Source organism: Streptomyces sp. NBC_01381 (assembly GCF_026340305.1).
Classification (GTDB): domain Bacteria; phylum Actinomycetota; class Actinomycetes; order Streptomycetales; family Streptomycetaceae; genus Streptomyces.
Window position 1 is genome coordinate 1,439,192 of the sequence record NZ_JAPEPI010000001.1, and the last position, 14,729, is coordinate 1,453,920.

21 protein-coding genes are annotated in these 14,729 nt (G+C 67.4%); 1 reads left to right on the forward strand and 20 read right to left on the reverse strand.

The window, feature by feature from the left end:
* Positions 1-172 precede the first annotated feature (172 nt).
* The 18 genes from OG453_RS06945 to OG453_RS07030 form a co-directional block, all read right to left on the reverse strand.
* On the reverse strand, positions 173-646 hold the full coding sequence (locus OG453_RS06945) for a hypothetical protein (protein ID WP_266865553.1): 474 nt from the start codon (positions 644-646) through the stop codon (positions 173-175).
* Positions 643-1,707: a YgjP-like metallopeptidase domain-containing protein gene (locus OG453_RS06950; protein ID WP_266865555.1), complete on the reverse strand. Its 1,065-nt coding sequence runs from the start codon at positions 1,705-1,707 to the stop codon at positions 643-645. The genes OG453_RS06945 and OG453_RS06950 overlap by 4 nt, the downstream gene beginning before the upstream one ends.
* Positions 1,708-1,763: 56 nt before the next feature.
* A complete protein-coding gene (locus OG453_RS06955) occupies positions 1,764-2,063 on the reverse strand; it encodes a hypothetical protein (RefSeq protein WP_266865557.1) in 300 nt (99 codons plus the stop codon).
* Between the two features lie 74 nt (positions 2,064-2,137).
* Positions 2,138-2,614: a hypothetical protein gene (locus tag OG453_RS06960; RefSeq protein ID WP_266865559.1), complete on the reverse strand. Its 477-nt coding sequence runs from the start codon at positions 2,612-2,614 to the stop codon at positions 2,138-2,140.
* Positions 2,615-2,671: 57 nt separating this feature from the next.
* Positions 2,672-3,139, reverse strand: a complete 468-nt coding sequence (locus tag OG453_RS06965) for a hypothetical protein (RefSeq protein ID WP_266865561.1) — start codon at positions 3,137-3,139, stop codon at positions 2,672-2,674.
* A 225-nt stretch (positions 3,140-3,364) separates the two neighbouring features.
* Positions 3,365-4,948 carry a ParB N-terminal domain-containing protein gene (locus OG453_RS06970; protein WP_266865562.1) on the reverse strand — a complete coding sequence of 528 codons (1,584 nt, stop codon included), beginning with the start codon at positions 4,946-4,948 and terminating at the stop codon, positions 3,365-3,367.
* A gap of 69 nt (positions 4,949-5,017) precedes the next feature.
* Positions 5,018-5,620, reverse strand: coding sequence for a hypothetical protein (locus OG453_RS06975; protein ID WP_266865564.1), 603 nt, complete (start codon positions 5,618-5,620; stop codon positions 5,018-5,020).
* Positions 5,621-5,687: 67 nt separating this feature from the next.
* Positions 5,688-6,080, reverse strand: a complete 393-nt coding sequence (locus OG453_RS06980; RefSeq protein ID WP_266865566.1) for a hypothetical protein — start codon at positions 6,078-6,080, stop codon at positions 5,688-5,690.
* 148 nt (positions 6,081-6,228) lie between these two features.
* Complete coding sequence (locus tag OG453_RS06985) at positions 6,229-7,269, reverse strand: N-6 DNA methylase (protein WP_266865568.1); 1,041 nt, start codon at positions 7,267-7,269, stop codon at positions 6,229-6,231.
* Positions 7,270-7,381: 112 nt separating this feature from the next.
* Complete coding sequence (locus tag OG453_RS06990; protein WP_266865570.1) at positions 7,382-7,942, reverse strand: hypothetical protein; 561 nt, start codon at positions 7,940-7,942, stop codon at positions 7,382-7,384.
* A gap of 1 nt (position 7,943) precedes the next feature.
* Positions 7,944-8,954, reverse strand: coding sequence for a hypothetical protein (locus OG453_RS06995; protein WP_266865572.1), 1,011 nt, complete (start codon positions 8,952-8,954; stop codon positions 7,944-7,946).
* Positions 8,955-8,985: 31 nt separating this feature from the next.
* Complete coding sequence (locus OG453_RS07000; RefSeq protein ID WP_266865574.1) at positions 8,986-9,783, reverse strand: hypothetical protein; 798 nt, start codon at positions 9,781-9,783, stop codon at positions 8,986-8,988.
* Positions 9,784-9,909: 126 nt separating this feature from the next.
* The gene (locus OG453_RS07005) at positions 9,910-10,914 is read right to left on the reverse strand and encodes a DUF3560 domain-containing protein (protein ID WP_266865575.1); all 1,005 of its coding nucleotides are present in this window, start codon (positions 10,912-10,914) and stop codon (positions 9,910-9,912) included.
* Positions 10,911-11,147, reverse strand: a complete 237-nt coding sequence (locus OG453_RS07010; protein WP_266865577.1) for a hypothetical protein — start codon at positions 11,145-11,147, stop codon at positions 10,911-10,913. The genes OG453_RS07005 and OG453_RS07010 overlap by 4 nt, the downstream gene beginning before the upstream one ends.
* The gene (locus OG453_RS07015; RefSeq protein WP_266865579.1) at positions 11,144-11,791 is read right to left on the reverse strand and encodes a hypothetical protein; all 648 of its coding nucleotides are present in this window, start codon (positions 11,789-11,791) and stop codon (positions 11,144-11,146) included. The genes OG453_RS07010 and OG453_RS07015 overlap by 4 nt, the downstream gene beginning before the upstream one ends.
* 108 nt (positions 11,792-11,899) lie before the next feature.
* Complete coding sequence (locus tag OG453_RS07020) at positions 11,900-12,217, reverse strand: hypothetical protein (protein WP_266865581.1); 318 nt, start codon at positions 12,215-12,217, stop codon at positions 11,900-11,902.
* Positions 12,218-12,287: 70 nt separating this feature from the next.
* The gene (locus OG453_RS07025; protein WP_266865583.1) at positions 12,288-12,596 is read right to left on the reverse strand and encodes a hypothetical protein; all 309 of its coding nucleotides are present in this window, start codon (positions 12,594-12,596) and stop codon (positions 12,288-12,290) included.
* Positions 12,597-12,676: 80 nt separating this feature from the next.
* A complete protein-coding gene (locus OG453_RS07030) occupies positions 12,677-13,024 on the reverse strand; it encodes a hypothetical protein (RefSeq protein ID WP_266865585.1) in 348 nt (115 codons plus the stop codon).
* 116 nt (positions 13,025-13,140) lie between these two features.
* On the opposite strand from OG453_RS07030, the gene OG453_RS07035 reads away from it, so the two are divergent.
* Positions 13,141-13,560, forward strand: coding sequence for a hypothetical protein (locus tag OG453_RS07035; protein WP_266865587.1), 420 nt, complete (start codon positions 13,141-13,143; stop codon positions 13,558-13,560).
* Positions 13,561-13,655: 95 nt separating this feature from the next.
* On the opposite strand, the gene OG453_RS07040 is transcribed toward OG453_RS07035, so the two are convergent.
* The gene (locus tag OG453_RS07040; RefSeq protein ID WP_266865589.1) at positions 13,656-14,174 is read right to left on the reverse strand and encodes a hypothetical protein; all 519 of its coding nucleotides are present in this window, start codon (positions 14,172-14,174) and stop codon (positions 13,656-13,658) included.
* Complete coding sequence (locus tag OG453_RS07045; protein ID WP_266865591.1) at positions 14,171-14,581, reverse strand: hypothetical protein; 411 nt, start codon at positions 14,579-14,581, stop codon at positions 14,171-14,173. The genes OG453_RS07040 and OG453_RS07045 overlap by 4 nt, the downstream gene beginning before the upstream one ends.
* Positions 14,582-14,729 lie beyond the last annotated feature (148 nt).

The following is a 14,729-nucleotide window of genomic DNA, read 5'->3' on the forward strand; positions in this document are numbered from 1 at the left end:
GTAGAGGGTGGTGGTGACAGGCCACTCTGGTGGACCTATTCTACTAACCGCGGCTGATGGGGGAAAGCGGGCGCAGGTCTCCTCGCCCTTGTTGGGCGAGGAGGCCACTGCTCTTTCCCGACCTGGCGTCGGGTCGGCCGTGCCCTTGGTCGCCCCGGCCGCCTTGATCCCGTCAGGGGTTCGCTCGACTCTGTTCACGGCAGCCGTCGCAGTGATCCGAGCACAGCATTGCTTCGCTTTGTGTCTGGCCTTTCCCGCAGGCTTGGCAGTTCGCCCAGGCGCGCACCGTGAATGCGACCTGATGTGAGCCGCAGTCGATGCAGCGCACCCCGTGAGCGCGTGGGGTCTTGCCGTCCCTGGCTGGCTCGCCGGTGGCGTAGCCGACGAATCGGACGTGGCCGCTTAGAAGGTCCACTTCGGGGATGTCGGGGCGTTCGCGGTTGAGGTAGAGCCACACCTGGTGGCCGACCGTCCGGTTCGAGGTGAGTGGGTGCGCTTCGACCTCGGTGGTCCAGCAGCGGCCGTTGTGTTGGTGTCCGGCGCCTTCGGGGTTGGCCTCGTAGAAGGTCACTTCCCATATGGCTAGCCAGTCGTCGCCCAGGCCGGGCCGTGTGGCGGTCGTGCGGGGAATCTTGGTTGTGATCACTGGGAGGGTTGTTCCTTGTCGCGGGGCGAGGGCAGGGACATGCGCTGGGTCGAGGGGTTCCAGCGGCATTCGCGGTAGAGCCGGTTGAAGTCGTGCATGGCGCCTGGGTCGTCGGCGTTGCACGGTTCGTAGCCGTCGGGGGTGGGGCGGCAGTAGAAGCCGTACTCGGTGCATTCGGCTTCGCCGGGCATGTGGCCGTCCCAGACGGTGTTGCAGGTGCTGCCCGGATGGCAGTGGGCGCGCTGGAAGCCCGTGATGGCGCAGCGCGCGATGTCGCATCGGTCGGCGTGGAGTGTGCCCGGTGGGGTGGCGCAGTCGGGGCAGCGGTCTGTGGGTGTCGGGTTGAGTTGGATTCGCGGGTCAATGGTGGGGATGGCGAGTCGGCCGAGCCACAGCGTGCGGAGGGCGTCGTTGAGGTCACGGCTGCTGGCGATGGTGTGGAGGCCCAGGGCGCGGTGGATGAGTTCCTGGAGGAGTGTGGGCGGGAGTTGGGCTGTGGCCCAGTGCAGGGTGAGGCCGTGAGTTGGATGGTTGAGGGTCCAGTTGGTGCGCATGCGAGTGGAGAAGGTGACCGGAAAGCGGGAATTTGATCCGTATGGGGCGATCTGCGGCCGGTTGATTTTCAGCCATTTGCAACCCGCTTTGGCATAGAAATTGATGATGGTTTGGCGCGCTTCATCCACGTTCAGGATTCTGCTGCGTCGAAGGTGGAGCCAGTCGCCGGTCGAGGTCCGCGCCCGCTGGACGAGCGGCTCGACCTGGTCGTCGTCGGGGACGATTCGCAGACGGTGCGGTCGGCCGAGAACCTCGAATCCTGCGCCAGGGGCGAGTTCCTTGAGGGGGTTGTCGGGTGCGGTCTCGGCGAGGTGTGTGAGCTGGCGGTAGATCCACGAGCGTCGTCGCTCGACGAGGGCAGCGGCGTCCGTGTCGGTGGTGGAGCGCGGGCCGCGGACGATGATGCTGCCGCTCTTGGTGACGGTGACGGCCAGCGTGGCTCTGCTGCTGGTGCGAACGGTGACGTCGATGGTGCCGACGCGTATGGTGCGGTCGCTGGCGGGCATGGTCGTGGGTCCTTGAGGCGGGGGGGAGTTGGCTGGCTGACGGGGCCGTCGTGCGGCTAGTGCTGGTCGCAGACCCAGGTGTGTGGGATGCCGTGGACGGGAAGGTCGAGGACGCGTCGGCTGGTGCGGGCGCAGAGTTGGCAGGTGAGGTCGAAGGCGCGCAGCATGCGCAGCGGGCGTATCGGTTCGTCGTCGCGAAGCGTGATCGGCGAGTCGTGGCCTTCGAGGTCGAGGAGCCACAGCGGCTGAAGATGACGCCGCTTTGCGTGGATGATGAGGGCGCTGTCGTTGTCGAGGAGAGCGAAGGTGTCGCCTGCCTGGAGGGCGGCGGCGGCCACGGTCGGGGGGTGAGTCACGGTGACGATGAAGCCCTTGGTCGGTGCAGTGGTGATGGCTCCTCCTTGTGGGTGCGCGCGGATGTGGCGTGGGGCTACTGCTGACGTCGGTCAGTCGAGTGTTGGTTTGCTGCGGCGAGTTCGGCGTCCAGGCGTGCCTGGGCTCTGTTGAGCCGCTGCTGGGCGGTGCGCAGGCGTGCTTCTGCTCCGGTCAGGGCTTGCTTGTGCCGGTCGATGAGTTCGGTGAGGCGCTTGACCTGCTGCGTGTAGTGGGTGACTTCGTTCACTCGGAGGGTGAGGGTGGGGCGCTGTGTCTGCGGGGTTCGGTGGCCGCCGCGAGGCTTTTCAAGTTGGATGCGGGCGAAGTCGAGGAACTCTTCACGCACAACCCACTTGACCTGCTTGGTGGGTGGGCCGGTCAGCAGGGCGAGGGGAGGGAAGCTCTTGTGTCGCTTGGCCCAGTTGCTGACGGCAGAGCGGGAGACGCCGGCGAGGTTTGCCGCGGCGGAGAGAGTTATCAACTCGTCTTCGCGGCCTTTGTATTCGGACCTGAGCCAGATGATGGGGTCCACGAGGTGTCCTTGGTTGGTGCGTGATCAGGTGGGTGGGCGTGAGGGTGTGGCCGTGGCTCAGGTCGGCTGGGTGGGGCTCCATCGGGCAGATCGCTGTTGGGTGTAGGCCTTGGCTGTCTGTTCGTTGCCGGGCGAGTCGAGGGTGATGGCCAGCGCGATGAGCAGGCCGGTGATGACGGCTGACTGTTCGCTGCGGTGGGCGGGTGTCAGGCCCTGGCCGGGCGGTTGGTCGAGGTCTTGGTGGAGGCGGGCGCGGCGGTGGTTGATCTCGTCGGTGATCTGGTCGAGCACCGGCTGGAGGTGCTGGGCTCGCTGGAGTGCGTCGCGCGTGGACTGCTTGTGGTCTGTTTGCTGGAGTCGGTGGCAGTTGCCGCACAGTTCGTCGGGGGACGGTTTGGGGGTCTCGTTGAGGGTGAGTCGTCCGCAGCGGGCCAGGGCGAGTTGGTTGGGGTCGGTAGGCCATGTGGGGAGCGGCACGATGTGCGGCATGCCGGAGACGGATAGGCCGTAGATGAAGGCGTTCATGAGGCGTTGACGGTCGGGGGTGTACCGGCACGTTGTGTTGAGGGCATGGGAGTCCTTGGTGCTGGTGGGCGGTGTGAGGGGTGGGGCGGGCAGGGGCTCTGCCCGCCCCAGTGAGGGGCGGGTTTCCCTCACTTCTAATAGTTATTCTACTAACGATAGGGGTGGGGTCAACTACGTCCATGCAGGTCAGGAGGGGGGCAGTGGGGTTTGCGGGCGCCGCGCGGTTCAGGCTGCGGCCGGCTCGCTCGTGTCAGTGCCCGCCTCGTCCTGCTCGGCCATCTGGGCAAGCCCCTTCTTCAGGACCTCGGCCTCGAAGTCCTTGAGTGCGTAGCCCTCCTCCTTGAGGAAGGTCAGCCAGGCCACGGTCTGGGCGCTGATCAGGTTGCGCCATGCGGCGTCGTCCATGTGCTCCAGTTCGTACGCGGCCGCCACGTGCGCGAGCAGGACCCTCCATGCGCGCGCCGGGCTGGTGCGGGCGATCACCTCGGCGAACGGGGCTGGCACGCGACTCCACTTGCCCCGCCCCTCGTTGGGGTCTGGAACGCCCAGGAACTGTGCGACGAGGTCCGTCCGGTGGCGGCTGACGTACTGCTCGTACCAGTGGCTGGTCCCGGTGACCATGGACAGGATCAGTGGCCACACCCGCATGCTCGCCTCGGGCTGGCTGCACAGGTCGGTGATGAACTCGTGGCGGACCGTGCGGGCCTGGCGCCACGACTTGTTGTTGGCGATGACCTCCCGGCGTGCGGCCTGCTCTTCCTCCCGGGAGGTGGAGGGTGTCTCGGACTGGGCTGCCTCGCGGGTGAGGTGGTGGCCGTGGCGGTGCCAGGCGGTGCAGACCCAGATCGCCGCAGCCTTGTCCCGGTCGATACAGGCCGCGTGCCCGGGGCAGGTCTCGTGCAGGTCTGCCGTCATCGGCTCGCGCTTGCCGGTGAGCAGATCAGTGAGCGGGCGGGTGGTGCGGCCGCTCCAGTTCAACTGCCAGTCGACGATGGGGATCTCGTCGGCCGTGAGCTGGTCGATGATCTGCTGCTGCGCAGCCTGGAGGTCCTTCGTTTCGCGCAGTTCCGTGAGGGCGTGCTTCCAGTGGCCGCCCTTGGTGTTCCCTTCGCGCTGGTCGCGGCGCTTGGCCTGCTGCAGCGTCCACAGGGCGTCGTCGATGTCCTCGACTTCCTGGAACTCGGCCAGTTCGACCAGGTTGAAGTCGGCCTCCAAGGCCTCCGCGAGGACTTCGTCGGTGAGCTTCGCGGCCTTGGGGGCGGCGGCGATCTCGGCAGGTTTGAAGCCCATGGCGCGCGCGTGCCGGTTCCTGCGGGTCTTGCTGATGTCCATCAGAGCGAGCTGCTCGGCGGCTTCGATGTCGTCACGCACGGTGGCCTGGCGGCGGTGCTTGTTCTCGATGAACGACACCGTCAGCGCCGCGTCGTCGACTCCGGCGAGGTCGTCACGGATGATCGCTGGAACCAGCTTGTAGGGCTGTTTCTTGCCCTTGGCCTTCCTCGCTGAGGCTAGGGCGGCGTTGTTGCGGCGCTGTCCGAAGATGATGCCGAGCTTGCCCTCTGCGTCGCCGCTCTGCGGGCGCAGTACCAACGGGGTGAGGACGCCGAGTTCGTCGACGCTGGCCTGCAGGTCCGCATCGGGCCGAGTGGTGTCCTCCTCGTCTTCGGAGCGGCGGTTCTTGCGGTGGTTGTACGGGTCGACGACCAGGTCATGGGGATCGACCCAGGCGAAGCGTCCGGAGAAGGCTTCAACCGCTGCCGGTGTCTGGGCACTGCCCGTGGAGAGCTTGGTGGTCTTCGTGATGCTCATGAGTGTCTTTCGGTTCTCGGCGCGGGGTAGCGGGCGTGGCTGCCCTTCGCCGGGTGGTCACAGGCGTGCTCAGGCAGCGGCCGGAGCCGAGGGCGCGCTCTTCGCCTTCGGCTTCCTGGCCTTGACCGAAGCGGGACGCCGCGCTGGGGACTTGGCCTTGGTGGTCTTCGGCTTGCCCGACGTCTTGGCCGGGGCCTGCTCGACCGGCTGGCTCTCGCTGGAGGAGGGGGCGGGTTCAGCCTCAGGCTGGACGCGGGTGCCGTCGTGGCGCAGGCGCGGCCGGTGACCGTCGAATGCAGGCAGCAGCACGGTGCGTACAGCGGTGAGGAGTGACTCCAGAGGGGTCTCGCCGTCGATGAATGTGACGCCGGTGCTGTACCGCACGCCCCTGGGCAGGCGGGCGCGATCCACCTCGCCCGCTTCGCCAGCGCCGGCCGGACCTTTGGGGGCAGTGGCGCCGATCGCGAATGCCTGTACCGCACGGCCGTTGAACAGCAGGCGCAGACCGATTGCGCGGCGATCGGGAGCAGCGAGGTAGACGGAGGAGTCCTGGCCGGGTTCGAAGTCATCCACCACGTTCCAGGCGTCGAGTTGTCCGGCCAGGTCCTCTGCCAGAAGGTGCAGGCCGAACGGAGAGATGGCGATCGGCTGAGGAGTCGCGGTGTCGCTCATGGAGTCGGGTTCCTTTCGGGAGGATGGCGGGAGGCGAGATGGTGCGATGTCCGTCCCGCAGGCGGGTTCAGCGAATGTGGACGATGGCCGGTATGCCGTCGGGCTTGGTCGGGCACAGTTCGCGGATCTCCGTGACCGCGTCCTGGGGGAGGTCTGCGAGCTCGCCGTCCTGCGTGTATCCGGCGAAGACGACCGGGCCCTGGAGTTCGTGACCGAGACTTCCGGCCAGGCCGTGAACGGCAAGACCGGCGTAGAGGTTGGGGAGCTTGTTGTCGCGGTGCTCCCCGGCGAGCACGACGATGGAGGGCCCGCTCGTCCGCCTGATGAACTGCACGGCTTCCGCCGAGTCGAGCAGAGCACGTGCGATGACCTTCGACTGCTCAGTGAGCGTGGTGCCGATGTAGAGGTCGCGGACCTTGCCGTCGAGGTCGATGCGAAGGGCGCGGATAGCGTCGGTCATGGGCGTTCCATTCGTTTGGGTGCTGAAGGAATTCCCTCCAACTAGTAAGGCTATTCTACTAACGTCGGGAGGGGGTGCAACTCCGTTCATGCAGGTCAGACGGTATGTGCCGCAGATCTCGAAGCGCCGAGCATCGGCGAGACAGCGGTCAGGCGGCGATGGCCGAGGCCTGCTCCAGCAGGTGTTCCGTCTGGCGGAGAGCGGCAATGATGCGGGCCTTGCCGAGCATCTCGTCGCGGTGCGCGAACACGGCGCGCGCGTGCTCCATGGCCTCCTCGACTGCGTTCGGGTTCGCGATCGAGTCAGCGCAGGCGACCGTCACGCGCGGTCCGAGATTCCAGATGATCGAGTTCACGGCGGCGCAGGCCGCGGCTATCTCGTCGATGTCGACCATCGACCACTGGAACTGCGCCGGGTCGAAGTCGTGTTCACGCAGGTACTGCGCCGCTGACCGCAAGAGTCCGCCACTTCCTGCAGCAGGGTCGTGGATGTGTTCTCCGGCCCGTGGCTCCTTGACGGCAAACGGGATGCCCACGATGGTCCCGGCCGCAAGGGCGTCCGCGATCGGGGCCGGCGTGTGGTACTCACCGAGACCTTGTTGGGCGCCGCTGGAGCGTACGAGCGTCATGACCGGCGACAGGACGTCGGTCTGCGCGCGCAAGTATGGATCCGAGTGGCCGGTGAGGTCGAACAGGCCTTGGGCCAGGGCCGCTTTGGTGACGGCTCGTACGAGGTAGGCGCGGTGGTCGTCGATCTCCTCGTCGTTCAGCCACTCGTGCAGAATGCGGGCGCGGTCGATGAGGTCGGGCCGATGCATCCAGTGGGTCGACCAGATCTCGCGGTACATCGCGATCAACTGCGTGCGGTCCTGGGCGAGGATCTGCGCCTTCAGGTCCGGACCGCTGCCGTCCTTCTGCCGGATCAGGGAGAGCGCGGCGACGATCCCGATGGGCACCTCGATGTGCGGACCGCCGTGCTGCCGGTGCCATACGCCCGCAACGGCCTCGCCGACCCGCATGGCGTGCCCGTGCGGGTCACCCGAAGGCTTCACTCGATGCGGCCGCGCTGGAGTCGCGGCCGCCGTGAGCGTGGGGCGGGACGGTGCGGGCGGCGCCTTGGGCGCGGTGAAGGCAGCCGGGATGGGCTTCGGCTCTTCTTCCAGAGCGGCGAACAGGTCGAGTTGCGTCACGAGTTGATCGCTTTCGATGAGGGGTGTGGGTGTGCGAGGGCCCGCCCCCGCAGGCAGGGGCGGGCCGGGATGCTGAAATGGAGACGGCCATACAGGCCGGATGGGGCGCGGGTCAGCCCTGGTTGATCCAGACGACGCCATAGGGCGTGTGCCAGGTGTAGGACAGCCCGGACTTGTGGATGTCGGCGCGGACGTCGTCCCATACGATGCGCCCGAGGCCGTCGCGGTACGGCTGAAGGTCCCAGCCCGCCTCGGCACCGGCCGAGGAAGTCAGGATGTCGGCGAGCGAGTCGCCGAAACCGATGACCCGCTCCCGGTACCGCTCGTGCATCTCCCGAACCTGCTGACGCCACAGATCGTCGCGCTCACCGGACTCGGCAGCGTGCCATCCGCGAGCGTCGATCGCATCGTGCTGCACGAGGGCGACCCAGGCCACGGCCCGTTCCTGCGATCGCACCGCAGCCCGGTATGCCACCTCGCCGATGACCATCTCGCCCAAGGTGACCGGGTCGAGCATCACCGAAGCTCGATCGGTATGCCGGGCAGTTGCGGCAAGCCTGGCTGCTCCTTCGGTGCGTTCCTGCCAGTGGGGCACCAGGTAGGTGAATGTCCCCACCTCGCGCTCGGGGTGCCGCAGGGAGACGCTCCACATGCCGCGCATCCAGCCCGCCACGTCATACCCCACCCGTCGTGCAGGAGTCCTGCCAGGCACTGAATCCGACAGGATCCCGCTGGCGCCACTGCCGGATGTACTGGGCGGCGACGCTGGCGTGTCCAGTGCGCTCGGCGTCCGTGAACGACTCCTTGACCAGGGCGTGGCTGCGGGGGTGCGGCCATGTCGCCTTCATGGAGTTCGGGGCCGCCACAGCCAGGTGCCAACTCAGATTGGCAGCCAGGAGCGCAGGGCTCTGCACCTCGATGGGAGTGCTCTCCATCAGGGCTATGCGGTCACTGTTGGCGGAGAACTGCAGCGGACTGTCGTACACGGCATCGTCAGGCATGTGCACCCAGACCTGCGGTCCGTGCCGATCGTGGGGCTCGGTGTCGATGACGGTGCGGTTGTAGGCCACGCCGGGGCCGTGATTCTTCGACAAGTACTGGACGGCCACCCGGTCGCCGGGCAGATAGAGATCCACGGAGATTCGTTCCTTTTCGCTGATGCAGTTCGCTGCCTGAACGTGGGCGGCGACCGCTGCCGCGCGCGCTCCGTTCGCCGGGCAGGGGGACAAGAGTTGGTCGAGCCCGATCACCAAACCCTGGACATTGCCGCGTACTTGAGCCTGAGCGACGGCATCGAAGGCCTGCGCAACCTGGGCGGGCGTGATCGCGTGAGGTACGGAGCACTCGCAGGTGCTGCGCGCTCGCTCGGCGAGCTTCGCCAGGACGGCTGGATGGTCCGCCTTCGACAGGCAGCCGGGGTGACGGCTGGCGGGGCGGGCTCGGCGCAGGTGGCTGTAGAAGCGGGTGCCCTCCCAGCCACAGACCAGGCAGCGCACGGGCCATAGGACGTCGCTGCCCGGATACCCGCCCAGTGGGGCCCAGCCGAGCTCGTCGATCCGGGCCAAGGCCTTGGCAGCTGAGGTCAGGTTACGGACGGTGGGTTGGAGCCCGGTGAGGTAGCCGCCGATGACCTCGGCGGCCGTTACAGCATCGGTGAGATGGGCGACCTGTTGCTGGAGCGTCATGGCTGGAGTAGTCCTCGCGGTGTGCGGTGGATCAGTTGGCGGCGTAGGCGCGCAGTACGGCGTAGGCGGTGGCGACGGTGGCCTGCGGGATCGCGAGGGCCAGTGGCGCGTCCGGGGCGATGGCCGCGGCGTCATGGCGGATCTTGAGGTTGCTGCCGTGGGTCTGGATGATCGTGAAGCGGGGGCCTGCCAAAGACGGGGTGGCTCGAAGTCCGGGAAACGCGGCGAGCACGGTGTGCACCTCGGAGGCGATGACGGCCGCAGAGGCTTCGACGTACGGCAGTTGCTCGTGCATCGCCGGTCGGGCGCAACGGATGGCCTGCTCAGCAGTGAGTCGCTCGAGGACCAGGCCGACGTGTACGGCGCCGTGGCGCGGTGAGGTCATGACGATCGCGATGAGTGGATCGCCGCCTTCGCGTGCCTGCAGTTTGATCTCGGTGCGCTCCCGTGTGCCCTGGGCGATCGCCGGAATGTTCGCCTCGCGAAGCGGCAGGCTCAGCAGTGCCAACGCCTCGATGGCGTCCCGGCGGCCGAAGTGCGGCAGGACCGCGGAGCGGACGATGTCTGCGACTGCCGTTCCGTCTGCCTGTGCCATCGCCGTCGTGGTGACCACCGGCTCGACAGGCCTTTCGGGATCGGTGGTTGTGGGAACGAAGGCAGTGATGCGGAGCTGGTCTTTGTCGATGTCGAGGCTGCAGTGGAACCCCAGGCGATGGGAGAGGATCGCGGTCTGTAGAAGGCCGAGCACCTCCCACTCCCGGCCCAGGGCGGTAGCGGTGTCGTGGGCAAGCGTGAGAAGGGGTGCGGGAACAAGTCGGGTGTCGTACATCGGGTCTTTCTGTGCTGAATGGGGTGTGGTGAGCGTCGGGGCGGGCTTTCACCCCCACCCCTGTAGTAGTTATTCTACTAACGTCAGGGGTGGGGTCAACTGCGAAAGCCCAGCTCAGAGGGGGGGCTACGAGGTGTGAGCCTTGGCGAGCGCGGTCTCCATCTCCTCGGCACTGCGACGTCCGAACACCTCGTCGTAGGTGAGCAGCCACGTCCAGTCGACGACCTTGTTGTCCGAGGCGCGCACGACTCTCTCGCCGGTGCCGTTGTGGATGTGCGGGATGGTCACCGACTTGGCGTTCACGCGCAGGACTTCGAACCACGTCGAGCCCCGGCGGACGAAGTCGCCCTTCTTGAAGTCGGCCTTGGACCACACCTTGAAGCCGTTCTTCTCCGCCTCCGCGATGACCGCTTCCCAGTATGCGATTTCCTCGGTGAGCTCCTCATGCCGGATCGTGAGCTCCAGTACGGTGTCCGGGTTGGCGATGTCCCGGTGGAAGCCACCGGCCGACTCTCCGCGCTGCCACTTCTGAACGCGCCGCAGGTCGGCTTGCAGCTTCTCGATGCGGCGCAGCGTCCGCCTCGGCGCCTTGCGGAACTGCTCGTACCCTTCAGCCGCCTTCTGGCGTCCGGACCAGTAAGAAGCCTTGCCACTTTCGCTGATGCCGGTCCGCATCGCGTGATCCATGCGCTCGATGTCGCGGCGGGCGCGGCGCTCCGAGTGGTGGCCGACCAGCACAGGCTGCCCCATGGGGATGCCGTCGGCGATCTGGTGGCCGCGCTGGTGCGCGGACTCGGAGCGGGTGGCGGCATTGTCGGCGTAGCCGCTGAACCGCTCGGCACGCCCCTCGGCGCGCTCGACACGGTCCGCCTCGGCTTCGGCGAAGCTACGCCGGTCGCTCTCGTCGATCTGCACATCGACCTCGAAGCCGGCCTCACGCAGGGCGGACGCGGCCGCGTTGATGTACCAGGTCTTCGCGGCGCGGTCGCGGGATTGCCGGATACCGAGCTGACCGATGGAGGGGAAGTAGCGGAAGCCGTGCTGGCGGACGATTTCGTAAACGCCATCACCCTTCGCGCTGCCCTCGATGAGGGTTCCGTCGCTGCGTGTATGGATGATCTCGATGGTCACTGCCGGGGTCCTTCTTTGAGTTCGGACAGGGGGATAGGGATGAGGGCCAGGCCGGTGTGCCAGCCGCCGAAGATGTCCTGCGCCGCGCGGTGAGCGGTGCGCAGCTGATACCAAGTGCCGTGGCCAGCCAGGGCTTTGGACGCAGTGATGCGGAACGCGACCGCCTCACCGTGCGTGTCGCGCACCGGCTGGTTGCCGTGACCGCGCAGCCACACGTAACCGCCGGGGTTCATGACTCTTCCGGGGCCGCCGCGCGGGAGCACAGAAGCAGCGCCGTCTCCAGGGACACCAAGAAGTCGTCACGGTCGAAGGCGAGAGACGACGCGGCATGGCGTGCCGAGTGCGGGCCGGCGCAGAACGCGTTCGCGTTCCCGTCCGGGTGCTGCTCGGCCCACGAGGACGCGTACTGGGTGAACGCCCACGCGTACTGGCCTGCGGACGAAGGAGATTCGAGCTCGGCCGCTGTGGCGGAGCGGGCCTCCCAGGCGGCTAGGAGGAGCACCTGCCGTCGTACTTCCGGGCGGGTCAGAGACCACAGGCTGGGCAGGCCGAAGACGACGAAGGCCTCCTCCATGTTGTTGTCCACAGCGGTGATAGCCCGGGCAAGGAGGCGATGGAGCGAGAGGATCTCCTGCTCGCCGTCCTCGCTCTCGCTGTTGCTGATGTTGTCGTTCACGGGTTCCTCGTTCGTCGGTGACGGCGTGGTGGCCCAGGACGGCCACCACGTGGTGCGGGATTCGGGATTGTCGGGGCCGGGCCGGCGCGAGAAGTTGCAGGCCGCGCGCACCTGGTACTCCCACGAGCCGTCCGGCCAGGGGCCCTTACGGTCGATGACCGTGGCAGGCGCTGATCTCAGCGCGAACCTGCTGCTTGCCACGGCGCTTGAAGGCGCGGCGGGCTCGTTGCACGTCCCGCCGGGTGGGAAAGTCGTCGCTGCGGCTGCGATCGCGCAGTCCGATGCGGCCGATCTCTCGTGGAGTGAGGATCACGTCGCGCCCCCTGCGGAGCGCGCGGCTTCAAGATGGCGGGCCGCGGCGATCAGCGTGCAGGCCTCCGCATCGCGGCCGAGCAGGACCAGCCCGCACACTTCGAACATCAACGACCAGTGACACTCGGGAACCGCATCGGCGAACTCCTCGAACGCCACAGCCTGTTTGGTCCGGCTGCGCCGGGTCCAAGCGCGGTAGACGATGCGCTGCATCGTGCGATTGGCCCGGCGAGTTTGGGCGCTGTTGAGGCCGAGGCTGCTGATGATCTCGGCGGCCGCCTCAAGCGGCAGGTGCTTGTCGAGCACGGTGGTCATCGTCTTTCGGGGATACGGATAGGCGGCGGTGCTGGCCGGGGCTGCGCCTCGGCGCGCCCCGCGGCGGGCATCAGTGGGCGGCCACGCCGAAGAGCAGCCAGCCGTCCTCGCCGTCGTTCGTGGTGACTTTGAGTGCGCCGGCGGGCCCGTATTTGCGGCTGATCCGCGGATCATCGCCGTCGAGCAACTCCTTCGCGCGCGCTTCGGCGTCCTGCTCGCTGCGCTTCGGCTCGTCGAGCAGCACCACCTCGTCCTTCTCGGCGATGGTGCCGGTGAAGCCGGAGGTCCCGTACTCCCACTCGGCATGCTCGTGAGCAGTGTTGAACGCCGTCTGCAGGTCGGGTCCGGCGGCGGTGGTGTAGAAGTCGAGAGCGCCCATAAGGAGGCTCCTTCCGTTCAGTTGAGGTCACGGCATGGCGCGGCCCGCCCCGGTGAGGAGCGGGCCGAGGGTGGTCCGAGTCAGCGGATACGTACGCGCGGGCGGTTGGTGCGCAGCGCGCGCCTGCGGTGCAGCAGATGTGCGTCCTGTTCGCGGTAGATCGTGTCGAGCACCTGGTCGGCGCCCTTGACCGCCTCTATCGCGTCCTCCAGGACAGATCGGCGCTCCTCGGTGCTGATCAGGGCACCCCAACGCTCCATGGCTGCGCTGTCTTCGAGGCTCTGTCCCCAAAAGCGTGCGTACTCGCGCCACGCGTGGATCAGCATGTGCCCGGCCCAGGTCATCGCAGTTGATGCCTGCTCCTCCGAGATGTCGTGCTCGGTGGCGACCTGGAGGACGGCGAGGGGGTCGTGCTGCGTCTCGGTCATGGAGGGTTGGTTCCTTTCGCGTTCCAAGAGGTCGAAGGGTTTCCCCCTCCAACTAGTTACTATTCTACTAACCATGGAGGGGGTGTCAAACCCGTTTGCCCAGGTCAAGAGGATGAATGCTCCGTGATGGTTTGGCCCGTCAGCAGGCGACTGCAGCCGCTTCTCGTCGCCGCGAGGCCCTCTTGCGGATACTCGCCGCACCCGCGCGCCGGGCCTCCGCCCGCTGCGCCGTCACCCGGCACTCCCCGCACAGTGCCTCCCCGATCCGCCTATGCCCGGCCACGCCGCTGCTCGTCCCGCACACTCCCGCCCGCGTCACCAACTTCGGCAACGGCGGCGCCTCATCGGCAGCGGCAACCGGCTTGCCGTTCACCCAGATCCGTCCCGCACACACCCCGTCGAACAAGCTCGACTCGGGCCGCACCCGCTCATGGCAGCGCAACGCGAACGGGCAAATCGCGCAGGCCTCCAGCAACGGCGTGCACGCCTCGGCCAGGCGCCGGGGGTGGCGCACGAGGTCCTCGTCGGGCACGTAAGCGTCGATGCCTGCACATGGGGCAAGGGCCGTCCAGGCGGCGGAAGTTGTGGCAGTGATCACGAAGCGGGTCTTTCTCGCAGGGAACGTCAACGGCTAGAACAAGGAGGGTTGAGCCACTGCCGCGGGCAGGATCACGTCGAAAGCGGAGCTCGCCAGCAACTCCAGTGCTGACGCTCGCTTCGCCCACGGTCGGTAGAACGTCGCCTCCCATGCCTTGACCGTGCGGAACGGCACCGGGCTGGGCACGTAGGCAGCGTCATGCGCAGCCACCGCCTCGACGGCCTTTCGCAGTGCGCCATAGCGCACCGGCGTCAGTCGCGCCCCGGCGACCTGAAGGGCGACGTGCCAGGTGACAGGACCTCGGCGGCCGCCATCAGTGGCTTCAACCTCGTAGATAAAGCCGTCGTCGGCGGCAGTCCAGTGCGTCTTGCGGCCGGCGTCCGGCTCACCTGCCAGGCGGCGCACGCTGCGCCCCCGGTTGGAACTCGCGAACTGCCGCGCGCCCCACGTGGCGCGCGCTTCGCGGTCGGGCAGGTCGAGGAACTCGAGTAGCGAAGAAGGGTCGAAGAAGTCGCGGACGGCCATCTTGAGGTCGTCACCGGTGAGGCTCATGACCTCGCCGCGAGACTGTGGGTGCATGAGGTCAGGTGCCGGGTTACGGCGCTGAGGAGTGACTCCAGGTCCATGTCACCGTGAGGAGCCTGCAGGGCGCTGTCGGGCACGGTGTCGTGGACGAGGCAGCGCCACTCGGGGGCGGGCCCGTCCTCGGGTACGTGGCTGACGTGCCAGCCCGTCAATGTCTCCCGCCGCAGGGGAAGGGCATCCTGGCCCGCGATGACCAGGAGCGTGCCGTTGCCGGCAACTGCGCAGACGGCGAGGCCTCCACGCGTCTCTATGTAGGGGTGAAGACCCGCGCCGTCGAGCGCGGAGTGCAGGTCGCGGTAGACCTCCAGGGCCCGTAGTTCCTCGGGTCCGTAGGTGGCGCGGATCGTGGTGACTTCAGCGACAGGATTATGCATGACACGCCAATCAAATTAGATAAACACCGGCCTATGTCTGGCGGTGGGTGAGGTGGAGGGCTTCCGTCGTTCGCTCTCGGGGCGGCACTAAAAGCACTGGTCGGGTCGCTTATGCGGTGACGTGACTGGCTAGTCACACCCTCGATCA